This is a genomic window from Arthrobacter sp. JSM 101049, assembly GCF_041679245.1.
In the GTDB taxonomy this organism is placed as follows: domain Bacteria; phylum Actinomycetota; class Actinomycetes; order Actinomycetales; family Micrococcaceae; genus Arthrobacter_H.
The window spans coordinates 65,094-83,420 of record NZ_JBGFFC010000007.1 but is presented as its reverse complement, the minus strand read 5'-3'; the positions used below and the strand labels follow the sequence as shown (position 1 = coordinate 83,420).

The 18,327-nt window shown below is 67.5% G+C and carries 16 protein-coding genes; 11 read left to right on the top strand and 5 right to left on the bottom strand.

Annotation, left to right across the window (positions count from 1 at the left end):
• Positions 1-12 precede the first annotated feature (12 nt).
• Together AB8M85_RS15475 and AB8M85_RS15470 are read right to left on the bottom strand one after the other, a co-directional pair.
• A complete protein-coding gene (locus tag AB8M85_RS15475) occupies positions 13-1,659 on the bottom strand; it encodes an AAA family ATPase (protein WP_372699732.1) in 1,647 nt (548 codons plus the stop codon).
• 508 nt (positions 1,660-2,167) lie between these two features.
• A complete protein-coding gene (locus tag AB8M85_RS15470) occupies positions 2,168-2,899 on the bottom strand; it encodes a pentapeptide repeat-containing protein (protein ID WP_372699731.1) in 732 nt (243 codons plus the stop codon).
• Positions 2,900-3,068: 169 nt separating this feature from the next.
• On the opposite strand from AB8M85_RS15470, the gene AB8M85_RS15465 reads away from it, so the two are divergent.
• Both AB8M85_RS15465 and AB8M85_RS15460 read left to right on the top strand, forming a co-directional pair.
• Positions 3,069-3,560, top strand: a complete 492-nt coding sequence (locus AB8M85_RS15465) for an MFS transporter (RefSeq protein WP_372699730.1) — start codon at positions 3,069-3,071, stop codon at positions 3,558-3,560.
• Positions 3,442-4,044 (top strand): MFS transporter, encoded by a 603-nt coding sequence (locus AB8M85_RS15460; protein ID WP_372699755.1) that lies wholly within the window; start codon positions 3,442-3,444, stop codon positions 4,042-4,044. Before AB8M85_RS15465 ends, AB8M85_RS15460 begins: the two co-directional genes overlap by 119 nt.
• Before the next feature lie 156 nt (positions 4,045-4,200).
• Here the strand turns inward: AB8M85_RS15460 and AB8M85_RS15455 are convergent, their stop codons facing one another.
• Positions 4,201-4,875 carry a glycosyltransferase gene (locus AB8M85_RS15455; RefSeq protein WP_372699729.1) on the bottom strand — a complete coding sequence of 225 codons (675 nt, stop codon included), beginning with the start codon at positions 4,873-4,875 and terminating at the stop codon, positions 4,201-4,203.
• Positions 4,876-5,324: 449 nt separating this feature from the next.
• Entirely contained in the window at positions 5,325-5,726 is a 402-nt protein-coding gene (locus tag AB8M85_RS15450) for a VOC family protein (protein ID WP_372699728.1), read from the bottom strand.
• A 150-nt stretch (positions 5,727-5,876) separates the two neighbouring features.
• On the opposite strand from AB8M85_RS15450, the gene AB8M85_RS15445 reads away from it, so the two are divergent.
• The 7 genes from AB8M85_RS15445 (at position 5,877) to AB8M85_RS15415 (ending at position 14,148) form a co-directional block, all read left to right on the top strand.
• Positions 5,877-7,178, top strand: coding sequence for an MFS transporter (locus tag AB8M85_RS15445; RefSeq protein WP_372699727.1), 1,302 nt, complete (start codon positions 5,877-5,879; stop codon positions 7,176-7,178).
• Positions 7,179-7,252: 74 nt separating this feature from the next.
• Positions 7,253-7,831 (top strand): hypothetical protein, encoded by a 579-nt coding sequence (locus tag AB8M85_RS15440; protein ID WP_372699726.1) that lies wholly within the window; start codon positions 7,253-7,255, stop codon positions 7,829-7,831.
• 125 nt (positions 7,832-7,956) lie between these two features.
• Positions 7,957-8,703 (top strand): NUDIX domain-containing protein, encoded by a 747-nt coding sequence (locus tag AB8M85_RS15435; RefSeq protein ID WP_372699725.1) that lies wholly within the window; start codon positions 7,957-7,959, stop codon positions 8,701-8,703.
• 63 nt (positions 8,704-8,766) lie between these two features.
• Positions 8,767-10,062 (top strand): quinolinate synthase NadA, encoded by a 1,296-nt coding sequence (gene nadA, locus AB8M85_RS15430; RefSeq protein ID WP_372699724.1) that lies wholly within the window; start codon positions 8,767-8,769, stop codon positions 10,060-10,062.
• Complete coding sequence (locus AB8M85_RS15425; RefSeq protein WP_372699723.1) at positions 10,059-11,906, top strand: L-aspartate oxidase; 1,848 nt, start codon at positions 10,059-10,061, stop codon at positions 11,904-11,906. The genes nadA and AB8M85_RS15425 overlap by 4 nt, the downstream gene beginning before the upstream one ends.
• Positions 11,907-11,941: 35 nt before the next feature.
• Positions 11,942-12,895, top strand: a complete 954-nt coding sequence (gene nadC / locus AB8M85_RS15420; protein ID WP_372699754.1) for a carboxylating nicotinate-nucleotide diphosphorylase — start codon at positions 11,942-11,944, stop codon at positions 12,893-12,895.
• Positions 12,892-14,148 (top strand): cysteine desulfurase family protein, encoded by a 1,257-nt coding sequence (locus AB8M85_RS15415; protein WP_372699722.1) that lies wholly within the window; start codon positions 12,892-12,894, stop codon positions 14,146-14,148. The genes nadC and AB8M85_RS15415 overlap by 4 nt, the downstream gene beginning before the upstream one ends.
• Before the next feature lie 150 nt (positions 14,149-14,298).
• On the opposite strand, the gene AB8M85_RS15410 is transcribed toward AB8M85_RS15415, so the two are convergent.
• A complete protein-coding gene (locus AB8M85_RS15410; protein WP_372699721.1) occupies positions 14,299-16,131 on the bottom strand; it encodes a thiamine pyrophosphate-requiring protein in 1,833 nt (610 codons plus the stop codon).
• Between the two features lie 733 nt (positions 16,132-16,864).
• Between AB8M85_RS15410 and AB8M85_RS15405 the strand changes: the two genes are divergently transcribed.
• Positions 16,865-17,128 carry a hypothetical protein gene (locus tag AB8M85_RS15405; RefSeq protein ID WP_372699720.1) on the top strand — a complete coding sequence of 88 codons (264 nt, stop codon included), beginning with the start codon at positions 16,865-16,867 and terminating at the stop codon, positions 17,126-17,128.
• A gap of 31 nt (positions 17,129-17,159) precedes the next feature.
• Positions 17,160-18,314 (top strand): sensor histidine kinase, encoded by a 1,155-nt coding sequence (locus AB8M85_RS15400; protein ID WP_372699719.1) that lies wholly within the window; start codon positions 17,160-17,162, stop codon positions 18,312-18,314.
• The last annotated feature ends 13 nt before the right edge of the window (positions 18,315-18,327 follow it).

Genomic DNA, 18,327 nt, shown 5'->3' with positions numbered 1-18,327 from the left:
GGGTGAGAGTTGTCAGCGGACGTCGGCATCAATGAGCTGGTCCGCAACTTCACGGCGTAGAGTAATCAAAAGCTCAGGACTTTCCGCGATCGCGACGGCTGCTGCTTTCTGATAGCGGTCGATGCGATCCACGCCAAGCGCCTTCGCCACTTTGTTGCGAAAGGCAGAGTCGCGAATTGAAGCAATACGGATCAGGCTCTCGTAATCATTTGCCGCGTGGAGTTCGTCTATCTTGTTCTTGATACGCGCGTACGGAGACGTCAATTTGATTTGAATCACGGAATCGGTCACCTCGGAAGTGGCAGCGGCAACGAGTGTGCGCGTGACTTCGTCCGTGGCCAGTTTCTTGGCGATGCGTTCCAAGCCGTTATTTTCGGCTAAAGCAGATAGTCCCGCTGCCTTGGCTGCGCACACGCGTTCTTCAGTATCTTCACCGTCAACAGCGGTAAGTTTGGCTGCCACTGTGGATAGAACTGCTGGTAGGTAGTAGAGGCTCTCAATCTCGCTCACTGCAAGCGGATGAACGCCCTTGGCTATCAGCGCTTCACGTTCTTCTACTGAGCGGCCATCGCCGTCAACTATTCCAGCCGCTTGCACCCAGTGATGGCCCTGTGTAGTTCTGACCCCTTCGACACTACGAATGACCCACTCGCAGCTACCACTAGCAGCGAGGGTCCAAGTGGGAAACAGGACGCTATAAAGGGCGCTGTCGAGACTCCCATTGGTTCCTTCGACGAACAGAACGCGCCTGCGTCCGCCAAGTATGCCTCGGCGGGCGGCTTCAGTGAGTGGTGCGTCTGTGGTGATCGCTTCAAGGTTCCATTGGGCGGGGTTGTTCCCCGTCCATTCCACACCCAATGTGGAAAACACCTTGCCTGGCCGAGCGCTCAGGCCTACTGCGAGATCGAGATCGTGCGTCAGGACAACGAACGAGCAGTCTGTTCGCGCGTCGATTAGTGCCTCGATTAGGCCTGCAGAAATAGAGCGATGAAGGTGCCGTTCGGGCTCGTCCAGCACAATTACGCAGCTATCTGATGCGACCAATACTTCTGCCGCGAGAAGTAGCGCGCTGCGCTCGCCGTCTGACATCTGAGCGATTGGGTACTCGTTACCAAGATCCCGGTGAACGGCGGCGAATGTCTGCCTATCGGTAGTCTTAACTTGGATGACGAGCCCTGCTCGCTCGAGCACAGAGTTAAGTACGGCAAACAGACGTGCGCCTACTATCGCGTCGATATCCTCCGGAGACCGGCGATCTGTCTGCGAAAGTTCAGCGATCCGGTGATCTTCGGCCGCAATTTTTCCTAGCAAGTCAAACAGCGCAATATCAGCACGCTGTCCGTCGGCATGATCTAGGAAACGAGATTCTGCGGAAGCGTCCCAATGGTCCATATTGCGTGTGAGATTTTCGCGTCCGGAAGCGCTGATATTTGGGCCTGAATATTGAAACCAAATTCTCCTCTGCGCAAGCACACGTCGGCGTTTATCACTTGGGATCTGTGCAGCCATCCAAGTTGCAAGCGCCGACTTTCCAGCCCCATTTGCTCCAACGATTGTGATGGCTTCACCCGAAACGGCGTCGATTTGAAGCGATTCTCCGCCCACAAGCGGCACTTGCCAAGATAGGATGGGGGATTCGGGTGACGCAAGGTGACTCATACGACCGATCTTAGTTGGTCAGGGAACGGTGTCATCGCGTGGTCGGTGTCGATCGAGCCGGACAGCGCCTTGAAGCTCTCTGGATCGTCATATGCGAACACCCCACGAGGGGGTGGCGAGCTAACCGAACCGTCCATACCGCTCAAGTCGGTCCCACTCGGAACCAACCCACCAAACTTCTGTCAGACCATTCACGAGAATCCTATTAGGGGCGTGGACCGGGCCTCAGCCGCGGAGGCCTTACAGAACATGCACGGACCGTTCAACGCGATGGGCGACTACGGTGGCGCGTAAAGCGTGCATCATCGACACCGTGGCGCTGGACTGGCTCCGTTTGCTCTGGTGGCTTGATGCGGACTCAGAGCGTTTCTCGACTTGCGCCCACAGTTTCCTAGAGCTCGGTACTGACCCGTCGATGACGTGGCGGCGGCTTCTATCACCGCAGGCGCGGCCCTTCCGCGACGGCGTCTAGCTGGCTCGACGGACTTGGACTTTTCGACAGAAACTCCTAGCCAGGGGCACAGACCCAATGACCGCGGAGCAGAGTTAGTGGCCTTTCGGGGCTTTTGGGAATGTACCCGTCGGGCCAGCTTGTATTCTCGTCGTAACAGGATCGTGAATCTATGTCTGCGGGCAAGCCTTTCGTACTGCTGAGATGCGCACCGAAGAGCGTCACAGCCCAGAGGTCCGCTCCAGATAGGTCAGTACTTCTAAGGTCCGCATCAGTCAGGTCCGCAAATCGAAAATCGGCGCCGACAAGATCCGCGTCTCGGAAATCGGCAGAGTCGAGTTGGGCTAGAAAAAATTTTGCTCCCGTCAGGTCCGCGTCCAAGAAATCCGCATCTGAGAGATCAGTTTTTTCTAAATTGGCTCCACTTAAATTCGCACCTTGAAAGTCGGCCTTATTCAACTTCAAACCAGGCATAAGTTGACCCTTCAAATCGATGGAACGAAAAGGGCGGTCCAAGACTTGTTCACTCGACCTGTCCCGAACGAACCGGACATTTTCGCGGCGGTCATCTTGGTCTGATCGCCGGTCATCTAATCCCGCCTGGATTTGAAGGGATAAGATGCCGACCAGCAGAGCTGCGATCAATGGGGCAATGAGGTCTTTCCAGAGAAGCCTACGCAGGTCGGTTCTTCCTTCGCCCTTGGCTGCTTCCGGCTCCGTGGCTGGGGAGGTTGGAGAGGATTCTTTATGGTTACAGTCAGAACCGCAACTTGGCGTATGGGTGGTCATGGTCGCGAGCCTATAGGCCGCTCGCAAAATTTAGGTACGGCGGGATTGCCCTGATGGAACTCGAGGGATTCTTGGTCGCGTCGAGGCCCCAAGATGCGCCATAAGCGGCTTCGATCCCGAACTTGATATCCGCTGAAACTTAAGGTCAGCCGGAAAGTAACATTCGGGAGTGGTGTCCAACCTGTTCGTAGTGCGTCATTCCAATACGCTTTATGCCATGGGAGCCACGCGTGCGGCCGGCGAACTGCGGCGCAATGTGCCCTTCGTCCGGTTCTGGGCGGCATCGACGGTTTCCGACTTCGGCACCTGCATCACCTCCGTCGCGCTCGCCGTCCTGGTTCTGGTCACCCTCAACGGGACCGCCCAGGACCAAGGCCTGGTTAGCGCCGCACGATGGGCGCCCTACCTGCTGTTCGGTTTGGTCGCCGGAATCTGGGTCGACCGGTTCAGCCGGCGCACCGTGTTGGTTGCCGCGGACCTGGGCCGCGGGGTGCTGCTCGCGGCGCTCTGCGTGGTGGCTGACGCTGCCCGGCGTGGTCGCCGTGATCTTCGCGTTCGGGATGCTCTCGATGCTCGGGGACGCCGCCTACCAGTCGTTCATCCCGCAGCTGGTTTCGCGCCCATTGCTGGTGCGGGCCAATGCCCGGCTGCAGCAGAGTGACACCGTTGCGCAGACCGTCGGCGGTGCCGTGGCCGGCGGGCTCGTGGCCCTGCTCACCGCGCCGTTCGCGCTGCTGCTCGACGCCGCGACCTTCCTGCTCTCCGGTGCCACCATCGCCAGCCTGCCCCGCCGTCGTACTCCGGAACAGGTGGGCGGACGGCGGAAGCTCTCCATTCGGATCGGTGAATCGCTGCGCTGGATTTACGGCCACCGGTATCTGGGCCCGCTGGCGTGGGGCACCCACGTCTGGTTCATCGGCTCGGCCATGCTGGGGACCGTGCTGCCGGTGCTGGTGTTGCACGACGCCGGCTTGGGCGCGGTCGCGCTCGGGGTCGTGCTCAGCTGCGCCGGCGTCGCAGCGGTGAACACCACGGGCGTGTCGGGCCAGCGCCATACCTTCCGGGCAGTCCCTCCAGAAACGACCAGCGGCGGCAACCAAAGGTGTGGGGATAGTGGAAATCCGATTCCCGTAGATCGGGAATGACTTGGGCCGGTACTCGCGACGACTTGGTGACCATGGCGGCGAGAACGCGACGTTGCCGTTCTGGAGTTGAGTGCCATGTGACGGGTCAACCCGGCCGTCGTGCTTCAACTGAGGTCGATGTGGGCAGCAGCCCCCGGGACCACCTTTTGGTCCGACCTAGCTGCCTCGATTCATGACCTCCAGAACCTGATCGGCGGCGACCTCTGCCCCGGGTGGTAGTGAGCGCAGGCGACGGCCCGTTGAGGCGGCACGCTCGTGCAGCCGGTGATCGTCGAGGATCGCAGTTGCCGCCTCCCGGATTGCGGCAGGGGTTGCGGACCGCGGCAAACATCGTCCCAACCCGGCACCCTGGAGGGCTTTTCCGATGAGGTGCTGGTCGGCCGTGGGATTGATCGGCAGGACCAGCAAGGGGACGCTGTGGGCCAGGACCTTGAGAGTCGTCGAGTGTCCACCATGTCCGATGACCAGATCGACGGCCGGTAGGAGCTCGTGGTGGGGGACGTAACCCCGGATCTCGACGTTCGGAGCCCCGATGAGCCGACCGCCGAAGTCCACGCCGCCCGTGGTGACGGTGGCATCAATTGGCAGGTCGGCCAGCGCCGCGACGATGCGTCGATAGATGGGCAGCATTCCTGGAAAGGCCGAGCTACTGAGGGCGACCAGTACACGGGGACGGTCGCTGCGGGCCGCGGGCTCGACTCCGATTTCGGTGGTTCCGGTCCAACTAAAGCCACCCAAGGCCGTGTGATTGCTGCCCGGGTCAAGATCCCGGTCGGTCAGCAGCAGGCGGGCCTTCGCCCGCGACCAGAGCCGGCTGGGCCGCAGGCCCACGAGCGTGGGGGCGCCATCGGGCTGCGATCGAACCGGCTCCAAAATTCCCCGAAAGTGTGGAAGAGAACCACAGAGGGGACACCGGCCGCCAACGCGCCGTGAAGTACCGCCGGGAGCATGCAGTCCACGACCACCACATCAGGATGCTGCCGTGCGATGAGTGCTCCAACAGCCCTGGAGGTGGAGCGACCTGCCATGAGCCGCGCCAGGGAGCCGAGCTCGTGGAGGCCACGGACGTGCTCCTTCGGGTTGATTGCCATCGCTGGACCGAACGGGAGTTGCCGCAGTGCAGTCCGGCCTGCGGGGAGTCCTGCGATCTCGACATCGCAGTCGCGTGGGGACAAGGCCGTGGCGACAGCCACCGTTGGTGGGACGTTCCCGCCGAGATCGGCCGTGAGAAAGAGCGCCTTCATATGCGTCTCCCATTGTGCGTGGAGCGATAGGGCCCGTCAGGAGGCGGGCTCGTAGCCGATGAGCCAGTGCAGACCATAACGGTCGACGACCTGGCCGTCGGAAGCGCCCCACGGTTTGGGGGCCAGGGGGTCGACGACCTCGCCGCCGTCGGCGAGCTGGTCGAACCATTGGTGGAGCACCGGCGGCTCGGCGGTTCCCAGCAGCGACAACATCAGGCCCTCGAACTTCACGCTCTTGTCGCCCGACGACATATCCGAGCCGGCGAGGGTCACGATGCCCTGGAGCTCGCCGTGGGCGATCGCCTCGGGTGGACCGTCGTCGTTCCCGAATTCCTTGTTCGTGAAGAGGGAGAGCTTCCCGCCAAAGATTTCCTCATAGAAACCGAGGGCTTCACGTGCGTTTCCGGGAAAGCTGACGTAGATCATCGGTGAGGCCATGGCAGGAGCATACAGAGCGGCCGGTGGGTTGCCTACGGTCCGCGGGTAGAAGTTCGCTTGGGCGCCCACGCCGGACCCGGTCCTGCAGTGCCGCCACCTCCCGGACATCGGCCTCGGAGTGCATGCAACCGGTGCACTACGCTCGAACCCATGGGTGCCAAGCGCGGGGCGGGCGAACTGCGGCACAACGCGACCTATGTGCGCTTCTGGGCCGCCTCCACGATCTCCGACTTCGGTACCTACATCACCTCCGTCGCGCTCGCCGTCCTCGTCCTGGTCGCCCTGGGTGGGACCGCACAGGACCAGGGCTGGGTGAGCGCCGCTCGCTGGGCGCCGTACCTGCTCTTCGGCCTGGTCGCCGGGATCTGGGTGGACCACTTCAGCCGCAAGACGGTCCTGGTCACCGCCGATCTCGGGCGCGGCATCCTGTTGGCGCTGCTCTGCGTCGGTGGCGTGGCCGGGTGGCTCACCGTGCCGCTGGTGGCTGCCGCGATCTTCGCGTTCGGGCTGCTCTCGATGCTTGGGGACGCGGCCTACCAATCGTTCGTCCCGCAGCTGGTTCCGCGCCCATTGCTGGTGCGGGCCAATGCGCGGCTGCAGCAGAGCGACACCGTGGCCCAAACCGTCGGCGGCGCCGTGGCCGGCGGGCTCGTGGCCCTGCTCACCGCGCCGTTCGCGCTGCTGCTCGACGCCGCGACCTTCCTGCTCTCCGGTGCCACCATCGCCAGCTTGCCCCGCCGTCGTGCTCCGGAACAGGTGGGCGGACGGCGGAAGCTCTCCATTCGGATCGGTGAATCGCTGCGCTGGATTTACGGCCACCGGTACCTGGGTCCGCTGGCGTGGGGCACCCACGTCTGGTTCATCGGCTCGGCCATGCTGGGGACCGTGCTGCCGGTGCTGGTGCTGCACGATGCCGGCTTGGGCGCGGTCGCGCTCGGGGTCGTGCTCAGCTGCGCCGGGGTGGGGGCCGTGGTGGGCACCAGCGTGTCGGATCGCTGCGGAGAGCGCTGGGGGACCGGCCGGGTCATCATCGTGGCCCGGGGCGCCGAAGCCGTGTCCGTGGCGCTGCTGGCCGGGGTTGCCGCGTTGCTGCCGTGGATGCACGACGCCGGGGCGGGGCCGGTGCTGCTCGTCGCGTGCCTCGGAGCGGCGCAACTGGTGTGGGGGATGGCGATGGGCGCCGAGAGCCCGCTGGAAATGGGCTTCTGGCAGGCCCTGACACCGGAGACGATGATCGCCCGGATGAGCTCCGTGCGGCGCTCGGCCAACCGCGGGATGATCGTGCTCGGCGCGCCGCTCGGTGGATGGATCGCGACCGGTGCCGGGGTCGCGGTCGCCCTGTGGGTGGCCGCCGCGTTCGTGGCGCTGGGGATGGTGCTGCTGGCTGCGTCCCCGTTCCGCGGCGTGCGGATCGAGGATGCGATGCTCGACGACGAGGCGGCCGCGGGATAAACGGATTTTCGAGACCTAGCGACTTCCTAACTGCTAACAGGTAACGTGCTGGTGTAGACGTTGAGGAGATTTCCATGACACCCGCGGAGCTCGGACCAGTGTTCACACTCCAAGGCGCGATCGAAGCAGGGGTGCGCAAAGACCAGGTGTATGGACGGGTGGCAGCGGGCGACATCGAGCGGATCGGCCGTGGAGTGTATGTCGAGCCCTTCCTGCTCGATCCCGCCTGGGAATCGTTGGCTGCGGCAACCCTCTTGCGGCCCGAGGCGACGATGTGCCTGACGAGCGCGCTGGTGCATCATGACCTCAGTGATGAGATCCCGAGGGGCAGCGATATTGCCCTTCCCCGAGGCGTGCGGCCACCTGCTGGCTTTGAGCACGTTTTTTGGCATGGCTTCAGCGCCACGACGTTCGATGTGGGAAAGGAACGAATAGAGGTCCATTCCGGTATCGAGGTGGCCGTCTATTCGGCCGAGCGGACGATCGTGGACGTCTTTCGCCTCATGCACCGGGAGGGAAGCGACGTGGCCTACGAAGCACTGCGCCGCTGGGTGCGCATACGCGGAAACTCTCCCGCGTCGTTGATGCGCGTGGCAGCTGAATTTCCAGTGACGCAGTCTCGCATCCGGACGGCGCTTGAAATCCTCTTGTAGTACTGCGCCGGTTCACTCATGACGGATCCTGTCCGACACATGCTTGGAATCGGACCGGGCACCGGAGTAGTATTAGTTCTTGTCGAAGTGACAATAACTAGTTCGTCCGGTCGGAAGGAGTCGCCATGGAGTTCGCCAACGTCTCCGAGCGCCAGGCCATGAGCCCCGAACTGGCCGTGTCCACCGTGATCTTCTCGCTGCGCGACGAGTTGGTCGGCGGGCAGCCGACCGGCCGCAAATCTTTGTGGCTGCCGCTGGTCCGGCGGACCCGCCAGCCGTTCCGCGGCCAGTGGGCGTTGCCCGGCGGCCCGCTGGCCGCCCGCCAGACGCTGCAGGACGCCGCAGCCGCCAACCTGCGGGCCACCACCGGCCTGGCGCCCAGCCATCTGGAACAGCTCTACGCCTTCGGCGGGCTCGACCGCTCGCCGTCCCAGCGCGTCGTCTCGATCGTCTATTGGGCGCTGGTCCGCGAGGAGCACCCGGAGGCCGCCCGGCTGATCGAGGACCCGAACGTCGCGTGGTTCCCGGCCCGCGACGAGGCGGTGCTCGACGCGCTGGCCTTCGACCACGCCGAGATCGTCAGCTACGCCCTGTGGCGGTTGGGCAACAAGGTCGAATACGGATCGATCGCCCATCGGTTCCTCGGCGAGCGCTTCACCCTGGCGCAGGTGCAGGAGGTCTACGAGGCCGTCCTGGACCGCCGGCTCGATGCCGCGAACTTCCGCCGCCACCTGCGCGGCACCGCCGACATCGAACCGACCGACGAGTACCTGCTCGGAGGCAAGCACCGCCCACCGCGCCTCTACCGGTACACGGGGGACACCGCCGTCGTACCGGATCCAGCCAGCACGGTTCCCGCCGACAGCACGTAGCCACACCCGAGCAGCATTGCCGCAGACCCCAACTCCCCCCACGGAAGAACAACGGAAGACATCATGACCAGTGTCAGCAACACCATCACCCGCCTCACCCTCGCCCCGGTCGGGGAAACGCCGGCCGGCGCGACCGCCGACGGGGTCTGCACCACCGACCTGGTGAAGTCCCCGTGGGACCTGGACACCGGGCTGCCGTCGTACGGGCCGGGGTCCTCGATGGACGACGTCGCCCCGGCCACGACTCCGCAACAGGGTGTGATCCCCGAGGAGTACCGGCTGGCCACGGATGCCGAGCTGGACGGGCGGATCCGCGCGGCGAAGGAGACGCTCGGCGAGCGCGTGGTGGTGCTCGGGCACTTCTACCAGCGCGACGAGGTGGTGCAGTACGCCGACTTCGTGGGCGACTCCTTCCAACTGGCCAACGCCGCCCAGAGCCGCGACGAGGCCGAATACATCGTCTTCTGCGGGGTGCACTTCATGGCCGAGACCGCCGACATCCTCTCGCAGGACAACCAGGCGGTCATCCTGCCCAACCTGGCCGCCGGCTGCTCGATGGCCGACATGGCCGATGAGTCCTCCGTCGAGGAGTGCTGGGAGCAGCTGGTCGAGCTGTACGGGGAGGGGGCCGACGCCGCGGGGCGCGTGCCGGTGATCCCGGTGACCTACATGAACTCGTCGGCCGCGCTGAAGTCCTTCGTGGGGCGCCACGGCGGGATCGTGTGCACGTCGTCCAATGCGGCGACCGTGCTTCAGTGGGCGTTCGAGCGCGGGCAGCGGGTGCTGTTCTTCCCCGACCAGCACCTGGGCCGCAACACCGCCAAGGCCATGGGCATCCCCCTGGAGCAGATGCCCATGTGGTCCCCGCGCAAGCCACTGGGCGGGAACACCGCCGAGGCGCTCGCCGACGCGAAGGTCATCCTCTGGCACGGGTTCTGCTCCGTGCACCGCCGGTTCACCACCGCGCAGATCGACAAGGCCCGCGCCGACTACCCGGGCGTGAACGTGATCGTGCACCCCGAATGCCCGATGGAGGTCGTCGACGCCGCCGACTCGGCCGGGTCGACCGACTTCATCCAGAAGGCCATCGCCGCCGCCACCGAGCCGACGACGTTCGCCATCGGCACCGAGATCAACATGGTCAACCGGCTTGCCGCCCAGTACCCGCAGCACACCATCTTCTGCCTGGACCCGGTGATCTGCCCCTGCTCGACGATGTACCGCATCCACCCCGGCTACCTCGCGTGGGTGCTGGAGGAACTGGTCGCCGGGCGCGTGGTCAACCAGATCTCCGTGCCCGAGCGCGACGCCGCCCCCGCGAAGGTGGCGCTGGAACGGATGCTGGCGGCCCGGCCGTGAGTGGCGTCGGCCTGCGCCCCGCCGCCCGTGAGCTGGCCGTCGTCGGGTCCGGGGTCGCCGGGCTGTATGCGGCGATCACCGCCGTCGAGCACGGACACCACGTCACCCTGCTGACCAAGGACGCGCTGGAGGACTCGAACAGCTGGTACGCCCAGGGCGGGATCTCCGGGGTCGGCCCCGCCGGCATCGCCGCCGGGGATTCGGTGGCCAGCCACATCGAGGACACGCTCGTCGCCGGGGCCCGGCTGAACCACGTGGCCGCGGTGCGCGACGTCTGCACCTCCGCCTGGGGGCACATCGAACGCCTCGCCGAGCTCGGGACCGCGTTCGACCAGGACACGACCAGCACCGCCGGCACCGCCGCCGGGGACAGCCCGGCCCTCGGGCTGGAGGCGGCCCACGCGCACGCGCGGATCGTCCACGCCGGCGGGGACGCCACCGGACGCGTCGTCGCCTCCGCGCTCATCGCCGTCGTCCGCCGGCTCGAAGCCACGGGGCGACTGGACATCCGCGAGCACGCCTTCGTCACCGACCTGGTGCAGGAGGGGGGCCACGACGGCGACCAAGAGCGTTGCCAGAACGGCCCGGGGGAAAGCCAGCAGGGCAACCGGCGGGCCGGACGCGTCACCGGGCTCGAGTACCTCAGCGGGGACAGCGGCCCGCGCACCCGCCTGCGTGCCGACGTCGTGCTCCTGGCTACCGGGGGCATTGGCTCCCTGTACACGTGGACCACCAACCCCGCCGGCGCCACCGCCGACGGGGCGGCGTTGGCCTGGCGCGCCGGGGCCGTGGTGGCCGACGCCGAGTTCGTGCAGTTCCACCCCACGCTCGTGCCGGCCGGGCGCTTCATGGTCTCCGAGGCCGTCCGCGGGGAAGGGGCGGTGCTCGTCGACGGGGACGGGCGGCGCTTCATGCCGGCCGTGCACCCGGACGCCGAACTGGCCCCGCGCGATGTCGTCGCCCGCGCCATCCACCGCCTCCGCGCCACCGGGGGTGGGGCCTACCTCGACGCCCGCGCCGTGGAGGCCGAACGCGGCGCCGGGTTCCTGGCCCGCCGCTTCCCTGCCATCACCGCACGACTGGCCCGCGACGGCATGGACCTGGCCACCGCGCCGGTCCCCGTCGCCCCGGCCCAGCACTACTGGATGGGCGGGGTGTCCGCCGACGCGTGCGGGCGCACCACCGTTCCCGGGCTGCGCGTCGCCGGGGAAACCGCGTGCACCGGCACCCACGGGGCCAACCGGCTCGCCTCGAACTCCCTGCTCGAGGCGCTCGTCCACGGCTTCCGCGCCGCCAGCACCCTGCACGACGACGATGCTCTCCTTGCCGGGGAGGCATCCCCGGGCGGAACACCAGCATTAGAACACGTATTCGAATTGATGGACCGGGCGCCTGCCGCGGGCGACCCGACCGGAGAGGTGCGGAACAACCGTCCCGGCGTCCCGCTGACGCTGGAGGCCGTACGTGAACTGGCCACCGCGCACCTGGGTGTCGAACGCACCGGGGAGGGGCTGGCCCTCGCCGCCTCCGCGCTCGCCGGGGCTCTGCAGGCCACCGCGGGGGAACAGCCGCTGACCCGCGCCGATGCCGAACTGCGCAACCTCACCACGGTCGGACGCCTCATCGCCGAGGCCGCGCTGGCCCGGGCCGGGTCGATCGGCGCGCACTACCGGCTGGACGCACCGGTGGACAGCACCGGGGAGCCGGGAGGCCGCGTCGGCTTCGTCCGTTCCGGTACCCGGACCGCCACGACTGAGACCGCTACGACCGACACTGCTGATACCGCCACTACTTCCGCGGCCCGGCCTGCCGACCTGCTCCTGACGGGGGGCACCCACCGATGAGGACCGAGATGACCACCCAGACCCTGTCCGATCACATGCCGGACGCCCATACCCAGGCGGCCGACCACGCCGCGCTCGCCGTCGACCCGCTGCCCGTCCCGCCCCGCGTCATCCGCGACATCGTCGAGGCAGCGCTCGCCGAGGACAACCCCACGGGCGACCTGACCGGCAACGTGCTGATCCCCGCCGACGCGACCGCCACGGCTGACGTGATCGCCCGCGAGCCGGGGATCCTGTGCGGGCTCGCCGTCTTCGAGGCGGCCATGGTGTTGACCGACCCGGCCGCAACCGTGACCTCCGCGCTCGCCGATGGCCAGGGCTTCGCCGCCGGCGACGTGCTCGCCACGGTGACCGGGCCCGCCCGGTCCGTGCTGGCCGGCGAGCGCGTCGGGCTGAACCTGCTCCAGCGCCTCTCCGGGATCGCCACGGCCACCCGCGCCTTCGTCGACGCCGCTGCGGGCACGGGTACCCGGATCGCCGACACCCGCAAGACCACCCCGGGCCTGCGCGCCCTGGAACGCTACGCCGTGCGCTGCGGCGGTGGGCACAACCACCGCGGCACGCTCTCCGAAGCCGTCATGGCCAAGGACAACCACCTGGCCCTGCTCGGCACCGGCGACGAGCTGACCCGCGCCCTGCGCGCCGCCCGCGCCCGGCTCGGCCACACCGTGCACTTCGAGGTGGAGATCGACTCGCTCGACCAGCTCGACGCCGTCCTGGCCGCCGGGGTCGACACCATCATGCTGGACAACTTCTCCCTGGCCGACCTGGCGGCGGGCGTGCGCCGCGTCGCCGGCGCCGCCCTGGTGGAGGCCTCGGGCAACGTCCGGCTGGACACCGTGGCCGACATCGCCGCCACCGGCGTGGACGTCATCTCCTCCGGATCCCTGACGCACTCGGTCCGCGCCCTGGACCTGGGGCTCGACGTGCGGATCACCGACGGCCGGACCCGCGTCGGCGGGCGCACCGGGACGGGTGGGCAGCGGTGATCTACCTCGACGCCGCCGCCACGACCCCGGTCAAGCAGGAGATCCTCGAACTGGTCTGGCCGCTCATGGCCCGCGACTTCGGCAACCCCTCCAGCCACCACGGGCCCGGGGAGACCGCTGCCCGCGCCCTGGACTACGCCCGCACCACCGCCGCTTCCACCTTGCGCGTGCGCACCGGCGACATCGTCTTCACCTCCGGCGGCACCGAGGCCAACAACCTCGCCCTCATCGGCCTGGCCCTGGCCAACCCCCGCGGCCGGCACCTGGTCCGCTCCGCCGTCGAGCACTCCTCCGTCCGCGAGGCCTGCGACTACCTCGCCCGCCACCACGGCTTCACCGTCGACGTCGTCCCCGTGGACCGCGGCGGCCGCGTCGACCCGGACGAGGTGGCCGCGCTGCTCCGCCCGGACACCACGCTGGTGTCGGTCATGGCGGTGAACAACGAGGTCGGCACCATCCAGCCGGTCGCCGGGATCGCCGCCGCGGCCCGCACCGTCGGCGCCCTGGTGCACACCGATGCCGTCCAGTCCGCCGGCTGGCTGGACGTGGCCGAGCTGGCCTCGCACGTCGACGCCCTGTCCATCTCCGGGCACAAGCTCGGCGGGATGAAGGGTGCCGGACTGGCCATGATCCGCGGCCGCCTGGCCCTGGAACCGCTGCTGCACGGCGGCGGGCAGGAACGCGGACGGCGCTCCGGCACCGAGAACGTCGCAGGCGCCGTCTCCACCGCCACAGCCCTGCGCCTGGCGGCCGGTGGCGCCCGGGACGTCGGGGCCGCCCGCCGCCGGTCCGACTACCTGATCGACACCGTATTGTCCGGCCTGAATCCTGCCCCGGGAAACCCTGATCCCGACAACCCCGCGCCAGGCAATCCCGCGGCAGGACAAGGCACGACGGCAGGACAAGGCACGACGGCGGCACTGTTGACCGGTGATCCGGTGCACCGGGTGCCGGGCATCGTTTCCTTCGCCTTCCCGGGAACCCACGGGGAGGCGGTGCTGCTTGAACTCGAACGCCGCGGGATCGTCTGCTCCTCGGGATCGGCCTGCGCCGCCGGCTCCACCGACCCCTCGCCCGTGCTGCTCGCCATGGGGTACGAACCCGACGTCGCGCTCACCGCAGTGCGGTTGAGCTTCACCACCGAGGCGACCGAGGTCCAGCTGACGACGGCGGCCCGGGCCGTGGTGGCCGCGGTGCAGGCCGTCGCCGTGCAGACCCGATCGGTTGAGGCGGTACGAGGGCCGGCCGACTGACGTCGAGGACTCTCCCGCGTCAGGAAGGAGGACCGTCTCCTGCCTCTGTGTGGGCAGCAGGCAGCAGGCAGCGGGCAGCACGCCGCAGGCCGCAGAGATGCGCATATGCGAAGCGTCCACCACGAGCCGCATCCCTGCATTCCGATGGGGCTACTTCTGGTCGTCGTCACCGCCCAGATGCAGTTTCCCCTTCACCCGTTCAACGGCCTCGGTGGCCACGGCCTTAGCGGTGTCTTTGATGACCCCCGCTTCGTCGGGATCACCCTTCAGTAGGGCCAGACCGGTTTTCTTGGCGATGTCGAGCGCGACCCGTGGGGGCAGCGGTGGGACGTTCTTGCTGGTGCGGGCGTCGATCAGGGTGACGCCGCGGTTGGCGAAGGCGGCGTCCCACGCGCCGGCCACGTCCTCGTCCTTCTCCACGCGGATGCCGGTGAATCCCAGGAGTTCGGCGTAGCCGGCGTAGTCGATCGACTCGACGTCCTGCGACTCGGTCCAGAGGGGGTTGCCATCCTCGGTCCGCATTTCCCAGGAGACCTGTGTGAGGTCGTCGTTGTGCTGGACCATGATGATCAGCTGCGGGTTCTCCCACTTCTGCATGTACTTCTTGACGGTGATGAGCTCGTTCATCCCCAGCATCTGGAAGGCGCCGTCACCGATGGTGCAGACCACCGTCCGGTCGGAGTGCGCGAATTTCGCGGCCGTGGCGTAGGGCATGGCCGCCAGCATCGTGGCCAGTCGTCCGGAGAGGTCTCCCAGCATGCCCTCGCGCAGGCGGATGTGGTGGCCGTACCAGTCAGCCGTCGAGCCGGCGTCCGCCGTCACGATGGCGCGCGGTGGAAGGCGCTTGTTCAGCTCGTGGTAGACCCGACGCGGGTTCACCCCGTCGTCGTAGGAGAGCATGGCCTCGGCCTCCATCTCCGACTCCCACTCCTTCATCGACTCGACGACCCCGTCCTGCCAGGACTTGTCCGCCTTGTCCTCCAGGAGCGGGATGAGGGCGGCCAGCGTCTCCTTGACATCGCCCCATAGGTTCAGCTCGGTGGGGTAGCGCAGACCCATCTGTTCGGGCTTGAGGTCCACCTGGATGGCGCGGGCCTGCCCGGTCTTGGGCAGGAACTGGGCGTAGGGGTAATTGGTCCCCAACATCACCAGCGTGTCGCAGCCATCCATCTGATCCACGCTGGGACGCGACCCCAGCAAGCCGAGTTGCTGCGTGTGGTACGGGACATCGGAGGAAACCACCTGCTTGGCCCGCAACGCGGTGATGACGCCGGCGCCGCACAGTTCGGCTGCCTTGATGACTTCCGCGGACGCCCCGTTGGCGCCGTGGCCGACCAGGAAGGTGACCTTGGAGCCGGCGTTGATGATTTCCGCGGCCTTGAGGATCTCACGGTGCGGAGGGACGACGCCGGTGGAGGGGGCCACGGCGCTGGAGCGAGAAACCCAGTTCTCCGGCGTCAATTCGGGCATCTCCATGTCCTGGACGTCATGCGGGAGGATGACCACGGCCGGACCCAGTCGGACCCGCGCGGTGCGGAACGCGGTGTCCACCACGGCCTGGGCCTGCTCGGGGGAGACCACCGTCTGAACGTAGACGGCGACGTCGGACAGGGTCCGTTCCAGGTTGTTCTCCTGCTGGACGAAGGTGCCGAACGCATTCAGCCCCTGCTGGCCGACGATGGCGACCACGGGCTGGTTGTCCATCTGGGCGTCGTAGAGCCCGTTGAGCATGTGGAAGGCCCCGGGGGACGACGTGGCCACGCAGACACCGGTCTCCCCGGTGAACTTGGCGTGCGCGGTGGCCATCAGGGCGCAGATCTCCTCGTGTGTCGGGCGGATGTATTCCAGCCCGTCCCCTTCCCGGTCGGCCTTGCCCAAGGCGCCGTCAAAGGCGCCGATCCCATCGCCAGGGAATCCGAACACGCGGCTGACGCCCCATTCCCTGATGCGCTGGATGACGAAGTCGCTGACTGTGGTTGCCATGGGATGTTCCTCCTAGTGGTTGCTGGACATGGTCTGTCGCCTGGGGACGCGTCGACGCGGCGAGGGGCAATGGCGACGATGTGCTGCTGCGGCGGGCACGGCCTTGCCTCGGGGACCCGGGGATCGCCTGCGTCCGGGGGTCACCCCGCACTCCGTGGGGGTGCCAGTCCGCGTGCCGTTGGTCGGCGGGAGGCTTCCCGCTCGGCCGGAACAACGCGACCGATCGGGCACCAGGCGGCAGTTTTGGCAGCGGTATGTGCGGCCCGGATCGGTTTCCGGTGCCTTACCGCGGCCGGTGAGGTCGTCATTCCCCTGCCTGCTCCGTTGGACGCTGGTGGTGTGGGCTGGTTCCCCACATCTTCCGACTATGCCCGCGCAGCAGATTCCATGCAAGGGTCCGGGCAGTCCGTCCTGGCCATCATCCGGGCAGCCCACCAGTCGGGCTCCGGGAGGGGGTGTTGAGCTGCACGTCGCCAGTGCCCACTGGCATAGACGAGCGGTTCTGGCTTGCAGGAGTGCCCGACCGTACGACCGCCTGCCCCTGCTGCCCAAGACGCCGGGAGGCATTCCGAACCATCGAAGGTCTGCGCTTGCGTTGTGATCGCTTCTTGTCAGGCGTAGGTTGAAGAAGACGGAGGTTGCCCCGGCAGGGCCGGGGCGCTACCCAGATGACTCCAGCGGGGACTGGTGGCCCCCAGCGCCGCCCGCCCCGACCGATTGAGAGGAGCAGATTATGGCACGCAAGGCCATCGCCGTGAGACCGCAGGTTCGCCGGGAGGCGCGGGATCCGCAGGAGCACAAGGACCACACCGGTGTCGGCTGGTTAACCCTCGGCATCGCCATCGCCGTGGTGTACGCGCTGTTCGCCCTGCTCGGCCATCACCCTATGCAGGGAGAAGCCCACACGCCGCTCTGGTTGGGCGTGATCGTGGGCCTGGTCATGGCTCTCTTCGGATTCATCGGGATGTCCAAGCGCCGCCACCCCGGCCACTACTGATCCGAAGGTGCCATGAACCGCGACGGCTGCCGTGGGCGGGCAGACTGACCTCGGCCGCTGGCTGCGTGCCTGTGCCGAGGTCGGCCGGCTGCTCGGGGACACCGAACCCGATGGTGAGGACTACGACAGCATCGCCAGTCACGCACTCGAAGCCGGCGGTGCGGCCCTCGCACTGGTCCTGTTGCCCGTGGGGGAGCAGCACCACCGCGTAGCCGGAGCCTCGGGAAGAGCTGCGTCCCTGCTGCGCGGCCAGGTGTTCGCCACGCCGCCCGCCCTCGGCACCGATCCCGCCGGAACAGGTGAACCCGCACCGGTGGGCGTCCGCGCCGGCCGCCCCATCGCCGAGGCCCTGGAAGCCGCCGGGGAAACGGTCCTGACCTCGCGTCCCGGGCTGGTGGACTGGTTGGCCCACGTCCAGCTTCTGGTCGCCGGACTCGGGCAGGATGCCGGGCGGGATCGCCTCCTGGTCCTGGCACGCCCCCCGGGCGACGGGGGCTTCGCCGACGCCGACCTCCAACTCGCCGGACTGCTCGCAGCCCAGGTGGAACAGGCGATCGGTCGTGCCCACATCCGGCAGCTGCACGAACAACTGGCCGTTTTTGCCGAACGCGACCGCATCGCCCGCGACCTGCACGACATCGTCATCCAGCGGCTCTTCGCCGCCGGGTTGGGAGTGCGGTCCCTGGCGGGCCACCTCGAGGACGCCGCCAGCCGCGCCCGGGCCGAGGAGATCACCGGCGAACTCGATGCCACCATCGGCGAGCTGCGCGACACGATCTACGCGCTGCGCCACAGCGTGGGCGAGCGCGAGCAACTGGGCACCGCCATCGTCCGGGCGGTCCGGGCTGCCTGCGAGCCCCTGCCGTTCACCCCGCGGCTGCGTCTGGGCGGACCGCTGGACGCCATCGAGGACGAACGCACCACCGCGAACCTGCTGGCCGTGATCACGGAGGCGCTGAGCAACGCGGTCCGCCACGCCCACGCCACCCGGATCAGCATCTCCGTCACCGTGGACGACGACGAATTGCGTTTGCGGGTCAAGGACAACGGACGCGGGTTCTCCGGGCCGACCCTGCGCAGCGGCCTGGCGAACATGGACCGGCGCGCTGCCGAACTAGGCGGAAGCTGCCATGTGGGCAGCAACCGGCGCGGCACGCGCGTGCAGTGGACTGTCCCCGCCCGGTGAGAAACCGGCGGGA